This is a genomic window from Cohaesibacter gelatinilyticus (genome assembly GCF_900215605.1).
Taxonomy (GTDB): Bacteria; Pseudomonadota; Alphaproteobacteria; order Rhizobiales; family Cohaesibacteraceae; genus Cohaesibacter; species Cohaesibacter gelatinilyticus.
The window spans coordinates 100,423-114,607 of sequence record NZ_OBEL01000006.1; the positions used below are offsets into that span (position 1 = coordinate 100,423).

A 14,185-nucleotide genomic window follows, 5' to 3' on the forward strand; every position below is an offset into this window, starting at 1 on the left:
ATAAGGCAGAATACAAATATCACGCCCCCCCTCTCCTACGATTAGATTGCTAATGAAAATCCCGACTTGGGAACAAACGCTTGGCTTGCTCACGAGGATGACGGGCGCGAGCCGGCGGACAAGAAGACCTTGGCGCTTCATCCGTTACGGGATTGGTGAGCCCGACCACATCATTCAGTGGATGGCCAAGTTCCGACAATTTGTGAGACATATCTGCTACATCTTCAGCAATCAGATGCACTACAATCCCTTCTCGTTGCAAATAACCGGAAACTCGCAACAAGCGTCCCCCCATGACTGTGCGGCGGAACTTCTGATAGACCTTTGGCCAGACAACAATATTGGAAACACCCGTTTCGTCTTCCAATGTGACAAAGATAACACCAGAAGCCGTTCCCGGACGCTGGCGGGTGATGACCAGACCGCAAACGGAGTAGCGCCCCAATGGTACTTCACTCAATCGATCATGGGTAAGCAATCCAGGCATGGCAGGACGCAACAATTCCATGGGATGAGCACGCAAAGTCAGCCGCATGGAGAGATAGTCATCAACAACTTCCTCTCCCAGATGCATGGTCGGCAATGTAACCTTGGGCTCATAGACCATCTCACCATCAAGCGGATCGTGGAATAACGGCAGTGGTTCTTTCCCGCGAATGGCCTTCACTTGCCAAAAGGCATCTCGCCGGGATAATCCCATGCCAGCAAATGCATCCGCTTCAGCCAGTTTTTCCAAGAGACGTGGCTCCAGACCAGCGCGCAGCCACAAACTCTCTGGATCATGATAGCCATTGCCACGAGCAGCAACAATCCAGTCCACTTCTTCTTCCCGTAAGCCCTTGATCTGACGGAAGCCCAGACGCAAAGCCAACTCCCCATCCACCCGGCGCTCCAAAACATTGTCCCATTCACTGAAATTGACACAAATCGGTCGCACCTCAATCTGGTGTTCCCGCGCATCGCGCACAATCTGGGCAGGCGCATAAAAACCCATGGGTTGGGAATTCAGTAAGGCACAGGCAAAGATAGCCGGGTGATGGCACTTCAACCAGGCGGAAACATAAGCCAGCATGGCAAAGGCGGCAGCATGACTTTCCGGAAAACCATAATCGGCAAAGCCCTCAATCTGAGAAAAACAGCGATCTGCCACCTCCTGACTATAGCCATTATTCAGCATGCCATTGATGAATTTATCCCGGAATGATCCGATGGTTCCCATACGGCGGAACGAGGCCAATGATCGGCGCAAATGGTCAGCCTCTTCAGCTGAAAACCCGGCACCTACCACGGCAATTTGCATTGCCTGCTCCTGAAAGAGCGGCACGCCCAAAGTGCGTTTGGTCACATCTTCCAAAGCCTTGCCAAATGGTTCTGGTTTCTCCAACCCCTGCCGCCGTCTGATAAAGGGCTGCACCATCCCACCCTGAATAGGTCCTGGACGAACGATGGCCACTTCGATCACCAGATCATAAAAGGTACGTGGCTTCATCCGTGGCAGGAAATTCATCTGCGCACGGCTTTCGACCTGAAAGACTCCGATGGCATCAGCAACACATAGCATATCATAGGTAGCCTTATCCTCTTGCGGGACCGTGGCAATGCTATAGTCCAGCTTTTCATGATGCTCCAAAAGCTCAAAGCTCTTATGGATGCAAGTCAGCATGCCAAGACTCAACACATCAACCTTGAGAATATTCAAGGCATCAATATCATCCTTGTCCCATTCAATGATCGTTCGATCTTCCATCGCTGCATTCTCAATGGGACACAACTCATCCAATCGTCCTTTGGTGATGACAAATCCACCAACATGCTGCGAGAGATGGCGTGGAAAGCCGATAATTTCAGCAATCAGGCGAATGGTCTGGGTCAAGCGCCGGTCTGTTGGATCCAGTCCCAATTCCCGGATCCGATCCTTCGATGCCCCTCCACTGGAAGTGCCCCAAATCTGCCCAGACAGACTGGCTGTCACATCCTGCGACAGGCCCATGACTTTACCTACTTCTCGAATGGCAGCGCGGGTGCGAAAATGGATCACCGTTGCACAAAGCCCCGCCCGATGGCGTCCATATTTCTCATAGATATGCTGAATAACCTCTTCACGCCGTTCATGCTCGAAATCCACATCAATATCCGGTGGTTCTCCGCGATGCTTTGACACGAAGCGCTCAAAGACCATGGCAATTTGATCCGGGCTGACATCAGTAATTCCCAGCGCCCAACACAAAATGGAATTGGCTGCCGACCCACGTCCCTGACAAAGAATATTCTTGCCCTTCGCGTAATGCACAATGTCATGAACGGTGAGAAAATAGGCCGCAAACCCCAATTCTTCAACCAACTTGAGTTCCTTCTGCGCCAAGGCATGGTTGCGATCCGAAATGCCCTCCGGACATCGATCTTTCAGCCCTTCCCACGCCAGTCGTGCAAGGCGCTCTTGTCGTGCCTCAGACCCATTCACAATCTCATCGGGATATTCATAAGACAATTCACCCAAACAGAAGCTACAGCGGGTGGCAATTTCCACGCTGCGCCGGATCGCTGCCGGGTGATTGCGAAACAATCGAGCCATATCCTGAGCACTTTTCAAACGGCGCTCTCCATTTGGCAAAGCACGAGTACCAATCTCATCAATAGTAATATGCTCTCGCATACAGGTCAGAACATCGGCCAGCTGGCGACGGCCTGCCCGATGCATCATCACATCCCCAATTGCCACCATGGGTGCACAGGCCTTGAGCGCCAACTGGGCACAAATATTGAAATAGACCTGATCACTACCATCATAACGCGGTGCAGCTCCGGTAAAGACACAACCGGGAAATTGGCGAACCATGGCCTGAACATGCGTCAAAACCTGTCGGTCTCCTGGCCTTATCTGCGGCAGGGCAATCAGGATCATGCCTGTCGCACCCTTGACCACATCATCATGGTGCAGATCGCATTGTCCTTTTTCAGCCCGGCGCTTGCCGAGAGTCAAAAGTCGGGTCAACCGGGCATAAGCATCACGGTTCGTCGGCAAGGCCACCCAATGGACTGGGCTATCCTGCAAAATCAAGCGACACCCAATGATCAATTTGGGCAGCTCTATTTCAGTGATTGATCCATCCTTGAGCGCAGCCTCTGCTTCCCGCTTCAATTCCTTGAGTGCCGAATAAGCCCGCACCACCCCGGCTAGCGAGTTATGATCAGTGATGGCAATGGCTTCCAAATCCAACTCAAAGGCACGCCTCATCAATTCCTCAGGATGAGAGGCCCCTGTCAAAAAGGTAAAATTGGAGGTCACGCACAATTCAGCATAATTAGGCGCCAGATGCTCCTCAATCACCTGTTGCAGTTTTTCATCCTCGGTCAGCGCATGACCTGGATTCGATTGCGTCATGCAAACTCTCCCTGCACGAACCAGCCCGGCTCTTGCGGCGTATAAAACATCCAGAGCCGCCGCCCTTCTGCTGTCTCCACTTGCCAATAATCCCGTAAGCCAGAACTCCAATTACCATCCTGCTGCCACCATTCCGGTGCGATGCGTTCGGGGCCCACACAATTACGCACGGTCAGAAACAGCCCCCGCCAACGAAAACGTCTGGGTGGACGCGCATCTTCACCTTCAACCGGATCTGGCCCAAACAATCGAATGGGCCGCGGCCTTGGTGCCTTCCATTTGCTATCCGGTTCACAAAAAGCGGCTGGAGCAACAGAAAAGCTACGCTCCGGAATATGACTATCAGCGGGTAGGAAGCGCTGGATATTTTCCAATCCGATCCGGGTTCCGAGGCGCGTGATCAGATCATCCAATTGATCCTTGCAGCCAGAAGAAAGATAACTCGTTTGCTGATTTGGCAATGCCTCTACATGCACAGCTTGCAGCCGCAACTGATCAATTCCGAAACCTGCTTCAATCTCTGATAAACCGCGCTCAAACAAGGGCAAGATCCGATGTGGGTCTCTCAAAGGGCGCGCAAGACGCAAGGTCGCTTGCTGACTCTCCTGATCCACTCTTCGCGCAGTCAGACACAGCTCTTTCACCCCCGCTTCCTGTTTTTTGAGCTTATCACAGAGACGCTCCAAGAGGCGCTCTGTTCCAGCCATCACATCGCTCAAAAGCCCGATGGGTTCCGGCAAGGTCATCCGCACCCCATAATGGATAGGGTCTTCCAACGGTGTAACCGGCTCGGGCTGCCAGCCCAAAGTCTGATCCAATCGTTTCAACAGGCTTGGCCCGAAACGACGTAAGAGAGGTGCACGTTCTGTCTCAACCAGATCTCCGATATAACGCAAACCCAACCGTTGCAGCGTCACGCATGTCTCTTCATCCAATCGCAGAGCCGAAACAGGCAACGTAGCCAGACTTGAGAGCTCCTCCCCGGCCTTGACAATTTGCTTGCCTTCTTCCCCATGATGCGCCAAAGCCCAGGCAGCCCCCCTTGTATTTCCCAGTCCCATACGCACGCTCAAACCAGTTCTATTCAACCGCGCCGATATATCAGCCAGCATGGCCTCTTCTCCCCCCATCAAATGAGCAGAGCCGGTGATATCGAGCACAAGACCGTCCACACCCTCAAACCCCACCCATGGGCAATAACGTGTGGCCCAACGGCGCAGAATTTCCAAAAAACGTTGGTCAGCCCGAAAATCCACAGGAATGGTTTGCAGAGTTGGACAAAAGGCTCGGGCATCAGAATAGGCCATGCCACGATAGAGCCCTTGCGCCTCAGCTTGCCCATTCAGGCAGTAAAGACGATTGGCATTCTTCTCATTGAATGTAAGCGCAAAGGCCCCGTCATGCGGACAAGTTCGAAGAACCCGTTCGCTCGCCAATCGAGGAAACCATAGCGACACGATGCGCTTCCCTGTCCCATCGAACATGCCAAACTCCAAATGTTCCTTTTTTGTTCTTTATAAGTTGCCAACGCTGAAGTGTCGAGTCTGCGCTGTAAAAATTGCCATCAAATATGGGCGCACAATGCCAACGTGTCTCGGCAACATTGCTCCCCACCCCTTCGGGGATGATGGCCAGAGCCATTGTTCCCCCATCACGCGCAGCCAATTGCAAGCGCCGCCCGGTTGTCAGAGTCAGAGGTTGACTGGCCTCCATCACCACAAAGGCAATGGCACTGGAGCGCAACGCCTCTTCCGAGACGGCCATCAGTTCCTTCTGATCCTTTGTCGTAACCAGAAGCAATTTGTCAGGCGAGATGAAACGTGCAAAGCCAGATGGGTTGATCTGCTCAGACCGCCATTTCTCCTGCACCCAGATCACCTGCCCACCAAGACGTGCCGCCAGCGCAAAGGCAAAGAAATAGGCCCCCGGCCCACAAACTTCATGCATACGGCTCTTTTCAGGAGGATAACAATTGCCAAAATCGCGATCCATCACCAATACCCACAATAAGAACATTAAGTGAACATTCTATATCAAATGCAAGCAGATTGGCAAGTGAGCTTCAAATACATCATTAAGAAGAGATGGTCACAAGACCAGGCAACCACCTCTCCTCATCAAAGGGCAAATATCATTCTCTCAGGTCAAGCAGATAGATAGCAATTGCCTCTCGATCTTCCTGACTGAGGAAAGCCATGCCGTCACGCACGACCTCCCCCATGGAGCCACCAAAGACATCTCCATCAGGTATCAGCCCGGTCTGAAAGGCATAGGCAAGATTATCTTTGTCCCATCCGCCTTTTTGAAGGGCTTCAGCAGTGATTGAAGGAGATTTGCTGCCATCAGGCAATTTATCTGCTCCTTGCAAAGCAAGATCTGTCTTCCTTGCCCCAAGCAAATTGCGTGGCGTATGACAAGCCCCGCAATGACCAGGCCCTTCAACGAGATATTGCCCCCGTTGCCATTGCTCGCTCTTGTTCGAAACAGATGCATCACTTGATTGATCAAGAAACAAGCCGCGCCAGACTTTCAGCCCTTCCCTCAGATTGAAAGGAAACGGAACCTCATGCAACTTGGAAGCCTGCGTAACCGGCACCACCGTTTGAAAGGCAGCCCAAAGATCGGCAATATCCTGATCGCTTAGTTTGGCATAGAAAGGATAGGGAAAGGCTGGATAATAGGCCTCTCCATCTGGCGAAACACCCTGCCGAACAGCACGCTCAAAATCAGCAAGGCTCCATTCTCCCATACCAAGCTCACCATCGGTGGTGATATTGGGAGAATAGAAGGTGCCAAACTCGGTCTTGAACGCAACACCACCAGCGAGCGGAGCTCCACCTTCCTTGAAATTGCTATGACAGGCGATACAACCCGCTATTCTTGCAAGATAAGCACCACGTTCCGGCACGCCTTTCAAGGAAGTCAGTTCGACCTTTTTGCCAATGGGCCAGAAAGACAGCATCACAAAGACAGCCCCGGTAAATACCAGAGCTGAAATTGCACCATAAATCATGCGCCTCATGGTTATTTCTTCTTCTCAAGACGGAAGTCAGTATGACAGGCCGAACAAACCTGCACCATCTTGGTAAAGACGGCATCGGCAGGCATCTTGGCAAGAGCAGCAGCATCCATTGCACCACCGCCCATCACACCCATGGCTTTGCCCATCATATCCTTGCCCATGCTGGCGGAAGCAGCCACCCCCATCATGGTTCCCATGGATTGACCTTTGGCAGCATCCTTCATCAAACCATTGTCTGCCGCCATTTCCAATGCCCCAGCATAGGTTCCCAATTGCTCGGCAAGGCTTGAGAAACGCTCCCAATCCATCCAGATCTCGTTTTTGGCTTCCGACGGCATTTGGGTTGATCCTTCAGGAAACCCCTTGATCAAAGCCTCGCCCGAATGCTGCTTGATGACAGCAGACTGTTTACGTACCAAATCGGCATTATAAGCAGCTTTTCCTTGCATCATGCCTTTCAAGGCTTTCACAGCCTTGCCCATCATACCCATGGCATCCATGCGTTCTTTGACAATTCCAGTCGCCCCACCATGCGCCAGAACAGGAACAGGTGCGTATGCGCTCGCTGAAACCATCAGGGCAACAGCGGTGTAAATAAGAAACTTGTTCATTTCATCTACCTTTTGAGTTGAATTTCCAAATAATGAAGTTCACTCAGGCAGATCGAGGTGGAGGAGGATCAAGCGTAAAGGAAAGCGACATCAGGTTCGGGCTTTTGGTCCGGTCATGAAGATCTTTAGGCAAGCCAAAATAACCATCTGGACTCAAAGCCAAGGTCAAAATCTGCGCCCCACAATGAAGAGGATTATCATCCAATTGAGCCCCATCATGGTGTTTATCCTCCGCATGCGAATGAACAGGGCCTTTATGAGAATACTCCACACTCACCTCATGGGCATGACTGAAGGTACCGCCCACGAGTGCAAGCAAGATCATGCTGAAAGCAATCAGCATAAAACCAAGTATCCTGAATTCTGAGGCAAGCAACAGCATGCAATATTGGTCCTTGGCATTCCAGATGAACAGGTCGTATCACTCTGGATCAAACAGGAAACACTTTCTGCTTTCCGATTTAAGTCATTTTACAAAATGTCACAAGAGCCTCTCAATGGCGACCACCATTTTGCCAGAAGAATAAATCTAATCCTCGGATGAATGCACGAATTGTCGCTGAGTTTTTCGGCATATTCGCAGATAGCCAGCTGACGGCCACCTTTCACGGCAATCATGGCTGGCTATGGTGCGACCGGAACATACTACACAGAAAGGGTATTAAATTGGATCTCGTGCTCATTTTCTGTCATGTGCCAGCTTCAAGTGGCTTGAGCGGTATCCTGCTCCAACGACGCCTCAATCTCAATGCAGGCTTTTCGATGAGATGGAAAGACAGGATGGACAACGGTAAAAAGACAAGGAAGGCCAGCATCAATGTCTCATTGGCGGAAGACGGCGCGTAAATCTGCATCACCATCTGCATGACTGGAAAATGGAAGATATAGATCCCGTAGGAATAGTCCCCAAGGCGATTATAGCAACGAAGCCACCCTGCAGGTATGAAGGCGAACCAGAAGACCGTATAAGCCATTGCCACCATCAGGCTGATTTCATAAAACCCACTCTCCCGCACCAACCAGACAAGAACCCAGAGCAGAAATGCGCTCCCCAATGAGACGGGAATTTTCTGGCGATAGTGATAAACGCCCATCCCGAGCAGGAAACACAGCCCCAACCGCAAGGCATCATCCAGCATCATCAGATCCTTGCGCCAGTCGGTCTGCAGACTGATCGCCAGATTGACAATAACAAAACCAACGAGCACCAGTGCAAAGCGACCTTGTATTTTATAGCCACCGATCAATCCAAGTATCGGCACTGCCATATAAGCCATCAGCTCCCATTTCAGGGTCCATAGAGATCCATTCACCTCACCAGAGACGATCAATTGTTCAAACAGGCCGGGCAATCTCAGACTGGAAAAAAAGGCGCTGGACGTCCCAACCAGATAAATCCAGGTGTCAGAATAGGTCCAATAATCGGAGGGTGAAGCACTTGAGAAGAGCAAGCCACCGATAATGACCACCAAAAGGCCTGCAACAATCAGCGCCGGAAAAATCCGCAACAGACGAGCCATGACGAATGAGCGCAAATGCTCGCTGGATAGATAGCTTTGATAGATCAGGAACCCGCTGATCATGAAGAAAATATTGACCGCATGATGGCCCAGAGTATAACCGGTCAGCTCTAACAATGGCTGCGGAACACCAGTGCCATAAGTCAACAGGGAAGAGTGACTGACCGCAACCGCAAAGGCTGCAATCAGGCGAAGTAGATTGAAATTGTTATCCCGTCCATGACAGAACCGATCAAAGGTTGGTAAAGATCCCACCAGATGTTTCATCTCGAAGCCCTTTGTAAAAAGAGGCAAAGCAAACCAATTGCTCTGATGATCATCGTAAAACGGATCCAGGCAATCGGATGAAGGATCAAACATCAGTGCTACAAATCACTGTTATTCGATCTATGTTTCAAGACAAACTCACAATCCTGGGAGGTCGATCAGGAAGGGACTGAAGGATAGCGAGAGGCAGATCCCCTCGCACTGAAAACTGGATATCGACAAAGAGCGGCGTTGAAAGATGAATGCGGCCAATGCTCATTCCCGGCCAATGGTTCTGATCACCGGAATGATGGACATGTTTGGCTGAACCAGAACCAAGATCGTGATCCACATGCTCGTCACCCGCATGCTCATGATGATGATGATCATTATTATCATCAAGCGCAACATGGTCGAGCGAGGCAGACAAGTCAGCATGGGACAGTGCAAAGTTGGTTAGAGGCAAAAGACACAATGCGCCCAGCATCACCACTACGAAAATCTCGCGAAGGGGATTGACAAAACGCAAAATCTCAGCACCTTTCAAAGCTGCAGCATCAGAACAAGCCGTGATTTTTGCGCAATTTTAATAAAAAATTGTAACGAGAACTACTTAACGCCCTAAATCTTCCGGTTAACGTTATCACTGACGATAGCCCCTTCCTCCATGGTGATGATCCGGTCGGCCAGCTCAAGAATGCGATTGTCATGGGTAACCATAAGCGTCGTGGTACCAAATGCCTCTCCCATGCCTTTGAGCATTCTGACCACCGCCAGACCACTTTCCTTATCGAGCGCAGCCGTCGGCTCATCTGCAAAGACGATATCAGGACGCGAGACCAGAGCCCGCGCTACCGCAACACGTTGCTTCTGCCCACCAGAAAGGTTGGCAGGCAGATAGTCCAGTCGATCCTCCAATCCGAGCGACGACAAAATATGGTGAGCAGCTTCTACCTGTCGCTCAACACGATCTGAAGCTGGATGAACCGCAAGCCCCATCAGAACATTCTGGGTCGCAGTCAAACTCTCATGCAGATTATGAGCCTGAAAGATGAAGCCCAACTGCCTGCGCAAGAACTCCTTCTCCTCTTCTTCAGCGCCGCGCAATTGATGCCCCAGCAGGAATAAATCTCCCTTTTGCACCTCTCGCAAACATCCCATCAGGGTCAGCAAAGTTGTCTTGCCAGAGCCAGATGGCCCCATGAGAATGGTCAATTCCCCGGGATTGATCTCCAGATCAACATCGAAGATGACCTGCTTGCGCGCTTCACCAATGCCAAACCAATGATTGACGCCCGTGAGTAAGATTGGTGATTTTTGTTTTGCAGCTTGAAGCATGATCACCCTCAAAATAGATCCGCAGGATCAGCCTGAGACAAACGCCGTGTAGCAATCGCTCCTGATATGGAACAGGCAACTATGGTGCCGATGAACACCATCAAGGCCCGCCCCAGGGTAAGTCCTACAGGCAATCCCGATTTCAAGGCAAGCAACTTGTAAATCCCCATGGCAGCCAACGTTCCGGGTATAAAACCCAGCACCGCCAGGATCAAAGCTTCCTCGAAGACAATACCGAGGAAAAAAGCCTGCTTATAGCCTATGGCTTTGAAGGTCGCATATTCCTTCAGATGATCGGCAACATCTGTCGAGAGGATCTGGTAGACGATCACAATACCGACCAAAACGCCAATGATGGTGCCAAAACCAAAGATGATGCCTACCGGTTTGACCGAGGTCTGATATGCTTGCTCATCTGCAGCTGCCTGATTGAAACTCCTGATCAGAAGATCCTCTTCAGGCAGCAGGTTTTTCAGCAAAGTCACGACCCGCTCGATGGAGGCTCCTTGCTTGACCTTCAAAAGAATATGATTGGGTGCAGCTGAACTTCGTTGCTGAGAAAGGCGTAGAAAGCTCTGATCAGACATCAACAAGTTGCCATCAGCACTGAATCCCGCTCCGATCTCCATGGCCCCAAGCAGTTTAACCTGCCTGTTATTCAGCTCATAAATGGCAGGAGTTAAAGGTGAGAGATTGTCAAAAAATTCCTTCGTACCACCACGCGTTTTTCGGTCCACCAGAGCGGTATCCGCCAGAGACAAATGCAGGAAGGAAGGTCGCAATGCTGGTGCAATGAAATCAACGCTCTCAATCGGCATACCCACCACTTGCATGGCGGAGATCTGATCATTTGTCACCCGCCAGTCGACCTTACCAAAGTAAACTGAAGCGCCTGATTTTACATCTGCAATTGCCAAGGCCTGCAGCATATGCTGCCGGGCAACATTGCCCCCATCCAGCAAGGTATTGGAATCGGATGCCGAGATAATGATATCCGCATCAAGCAACTGATAGGGCTGAATGGTAGAATTGTTAAGCGCCCCCAGCATGCCCAATTGAACAAATACCAACACATTGGCAAAGGCCACACCAAATAAAGCCACCCAAAAGCGCCCTTTGTTATGGGTCAGTTGCAGCCAGCCGATGGGAATACGGCCGAGCAACCATGTCAGAAAAGCAGTCATTGGCCTGCCCCTTCAGCCTTACCCGCACTCTGGGTGGCAGAGGTGACATAACCATAAACTTCCAGATTGGTGAAACGAGAGGCGAGTTTGGAAGACGCATCATCCAGTTTCACCTGTACCTTGACCACTCGCGCATCGGTATTGGCAGCTGGATCAGAGGTCAAAAGACTCTGGCGGCCAATCTGCAAACCAATTTCCATAACCTCGCCTTTCAAATCCTCAGGCAAGGCTTCAGCCTTCAGAAGCACCGAATCCCCAAGAGCAATTCGACCAATCTGGTTCTGGTAAACCTCCAGCTCTGCCGTCATGGTCTGGGTCTGGCCAAAATCCAGAACCCCTGCACTAGTCGGGCGTTCTCCGGCCTGCACAAGAACTTCCAGCACAACCCCATCAAACGGCGCGCGTACAAGTGACTTTTCAAGGTTGTTTTTAGCAGTCTCCAAGGCAGTCCGCGCTGACACAAGTTTGCGCGACGCCAGCTCCACATCTGCCTGACTGATCACACCATTGGTTTCAAAACGCTTCACGGTCGCAAGTTTGCGAGCAATATCCAGCTCCGCTCGCTGTGCCTCGGCCTTTGCCCTGTCATATTGCGCAAGTGTTGCGACTTTACGCTCATAGAGAGCCTTGGTCCGAGTGAGTTCTGCGGATGCCAGCTCTGAATTGGCCTCAGCCCGCCACAACTCTGCTTCATTCTCGGCCCGGCTGGCAGCAATGGACAGTTTGACTTGTTCCAATGAAGCTTCAGACACCAGAACCTCGGCTTCAGCAGATTTCACGCTATTTTCAAGCGCCAGCCGATTATCCAAAACCGCAAGAATGGTGCCCTTCTTCGCAAAATCACCATTGGAGACAGATAAGCTCTCCACCCGGGCATCCCCTGCCCCATAAGGCATGCCAATAGTGGAGACCTCACCCTTGGGCTGCAATTTCCCCAAAGCAACAATGGTACCATCCCGCAAGGCTTGAATATCTTGCTCGGTCACAACAGAATTGATTGGTGCCGCCAACTTGTTCTCTGTGCCGCCACCTGGCTCAAGTCCTGTCGCCCGATAAAAAATCTGCAATCCTGGGGGCTGAAAGTACATCCCCACTACCGCGCCGGTAAACATCAAAAGCATGGCAACAGGAAGCAGCAAGATATAGCGCCCATACCGGCGCTTGGCCGGACGGCTGGATCCCTGTTTATCAATGCCAGCATCTTCTAGCGGCAGAGCGGAGAGAACTTTATTATCCATCAAACATCTCTTATATTTGTTTTTTCTAAAATATAGAAGTAAAGCCTACATCGCAGCAATCGGAGTTTTGTAATAAAACGTATCCAGCAGTACCAATACCAGAATACATACCATGGCATTCCTCTCTCCAAAATTCTTGCCCACGATTTTGACAAGGGATCAATTGTGCTAGATGCAAATGATATTGTAGAACAAGCTATATGTGACACCCACATCTTCGCTCCACATTTTACCTTCAGCTTGTAAGCTGATTGCTACTACCTCATTCTGGAAAAAACCATGTCTCTTGTCACCCGCATCGCCTTGCTTATCTGTCTTGCATTCTCTTTATCTGGTTTATTCGGAGCCCACGCTCAAGCACATTTTACAACTGATGCAGGAGCACGACTGATTCATATTACAAAAACCAAAGCAGAGGATGGTGAGGCAGGTTTACTGATCTATCTGCGAATTCCCGGTCCCCTAGCCTATGGAAACTTCCTGGTGCGCCCCCAAGATCAAAACAATGATCAAATTCCCCCCTTCCTGAAAAAGGAAGTGATAGATGGCGTCCCTTATTTCCAACTGAATCAGGATAGCACGAGAAAGAAGACAGCAGAATTGGCAGATTTTCTGGCCAAAGGTTACGCCTTCACCATCAATGGCGAAGCAATTGCAGGCCAAGCCCGAAGAGCCGCCTTTTTCTCTCAAGCAGAACATCCGGACTTTGTAACACCTGCTGGAGCCTCAAAAGCATTGGCAGATTTCCAAAGGCAACCAGATGGTACAAGTGACGAGCCAATCTATATCGTTGATGCTTTGTTGGATGTAGAGATCTTTATACCGACCGATCAACCAGATAGCACTCTGAGTATTCAATCCATACTACCTGAAATCCGCTTACCACCCCAAATCACCATCAATAATGCAGCGATGGATCATCGGTTCGATCCACCACGTACCACACAATTCACCGGTCAGATGCTTGTACCTGTCCAATATGATGGGTCATGGCTTTCTTCTCTCGGCAACTTCACCTGGCAAGGAATTTGGCATATCTTCATCGGCCTTGATCATGTGCTATTCGTAGTCTGTCTTGCGTTGGCATCGGGTATTTCCACATCAATTCTCTGGTCTGTCACTGGCTTCACACTCGGTCATAGTGTCACCCTCTTTTTGGGAAATCTCGGCTATTCTCCGCAAGGGGCATGGTTTATCCCAGCTGTTGAAACGGCCATCGCCCTGTCAATTCTCTATGCTGCAATCCTCGTTTTGAAACGATCTCCATCCGAGGCGAGTAGCCGGACATCAATCAAAAGAAACCTCTTCCTGATGGCTGCATTCATCGGTCTCATTCATGGTTATGGGTTCTCGTTCGTACTAGGCGATCTGTTGGGTGGTGGAACCAATCAACTCTGGCTGGCCCTCATCGGCTTCAATATCGGCGTCGAAATTGGGCAGATAGCGATTGTATTGGCTGTTTTTGCCCTGCTCTGGATAACGAAGAAGCTCAATCCTGTTCTACCGAAAGGGCTGGCCTATATCAGCGCCAGCATAGCAATAGGCCTGTCTCTCTATTGGTGCTGGGAGCGTACTCAAAGTCTCACAGAAGCTTTGGCTCTGTAACCAAACAGGCAAGACCTCGACTGGAACTTGTTTGATCAA

The 14,185-nt window shown here is 50.6% G+C and carries 12 protein-coding genes; 1 reads left to right on the forward strand and 11 read right to left on the reverse strand.

Annotation, left to right across the window (positions count from 1 at the left end):
• Positions 1-49: 49 nt before the first annotated feature.
• The 11 genes from CRO57_RS20020 to CRO57_RS20070 form a co-directional block, all read right to left on the reverse strand.
• Positions 50-3,382, reverse strand: a complete 3,333-nt coding sequence (locus CRO57_RS20020; RefSeq protein ID WP_097155288.1) for an error-prone DNA polymerase — start codon at positions 3,380-3,382, stop codon at positions 50-52.
• On the reverse strand, positions 3,379-4,866 hold the full coding sequence (locus CRO57_RS20025) for a Y-family DNA polymerase (RefSeq protein ID WP_097155289.1): 1,488 nt from the start codon (positions 4,864-4,866) through the stop codon (positions 3,379-3,381). The genes CRO57_RS20020 and CRO57_RS20025 overlap by 4 nt, the downstream gene beginning before the upstream one ends.
• Positions 4,781-5,374 (reverse strand): ImuA family protein, encoded by a 594-nt coding sequence (locus tag CRO57_RS20030; protein WP_097155482.1) that lies wholly within the window; start codon positions 5,372-5,374, stop codon positions 4,781-4,783. Before CRO57_RS20030 ends, CRO57_RS20025 begins: the two co-directional genes overlap by 86 nt.
• Before the next feature lie 139 nt (positions 5,375-5,513).
• Positions 5,514-6,404: a cytochrome c gene (locus CRO57_RS20035; protein WP_097155290.1), complete on the reverse strand. Its 891-nt coding sequence runs from the start codon at positions 6,402-6,404 to the stop codon at positions 5,514-5,516.
• Between the two features lie 2 nt (positions 6,405-6,406).
• Positions 6,407-7,015: a c-type cytochrome gene (locus tag CRO57_RS20040; RefSeq protein ID WP_210200952.1), complete on the reverse strand. Its 609-nt coding sequence runs from the start codon at positions 7,013-7,015 to the stop codon at positions 6,407-6,409.
• Positions 7,016-7,058: 43 nt separating this feature from the next.
• Positions 7,059-7,397, reverse strand: a complete 339-nt coding sequence (locus CRO57_RS20045; protein WP_097155291.1) for a hypothetical protein — start codon at positions 7,395-7,397, stop codon at positions 7,059-7,061.
• Between the two features lie 307 nt (positions 7,398-7,704).
• On the reverse strand, positions 7,705-8,802 hold the full coding sequence (locus CRO57_RS20050; RefSeq protein ID WP_170956184.1) for an acyltransferase family protein: 1,098 nt from the start codon (positions 8,800-8,802) through the stop codon (positions 7,705-7,707).
• Positions 8,803-8,929: 127 nt separating this feature from the next.
• Entirely contained in the window at positions 8,930-9,310 is a 381-nt protein-coding gene (locus CRO57_RS20055) for a hypothetical protein (protein ID WP_141401287.1), read from the reverse strand.
• Positions 9,311-9,402: 92 nt separating this feature from the next.
• Positions 9,403-10,119, reverse strand: coding sequence for an ATP-binding cassette domain-containing protein (locus CRO57_RS20060; protein WP_097155294.1), 717 nt, complete (start codon positions 10,117-10,119; stop codon positions 9,403-9,405).
• A gap of 8 nt (positions 10,120-10,127) precedes the next feature.
• Positions 10,128-11,303 carry an ABC transporter permease DevC gene (devC, locus tag CRO57_RS20065; protein WP_097155295.1) on the reverse strand — a complete coding sequence of 392 codons (1,176 nt, stop codon included), beginning with the start codon at positions 11,301-11,303 and terminating at the stop codon, positions 10,128-10,130.
• Positions 11,300-12,541 (reverse strand): HlyD family efflux transporter periplasmic adaptor subunit, encoded by a 1,242-nt coding sequence (locus tag CRO57_RS20070; protein ID WP_097155296.1) that lies wholly within the window; start codon positions 12,539-12,541, stop codon positions 11,300-11,302. The genes devC and CRO57_RS20070 overlap by 4 nt, the downstream gene beginning before the upstream one ends.
• A gap of 279 nt (positions 12,542-12,820) precedes the next feature.
• Between CRO57_RS20070 and CRO57_RS20075 the strand changes: the two genes are divergently transcribed.
• Positions 12,821-14,146: a HupE/UreJ family protein gene (locus CRO57_RS20075; RefSeq protein ID WP_097155297.1), complete on the forward strand. Its 1,326-nt coding sequence runs from the start codon at positions 12,821-12,823 to the stop codon at positions 14,144-14,146.
• The last annotated feature ends 39 nt before the right edge of the window (positions 14,147-14,185 follow it).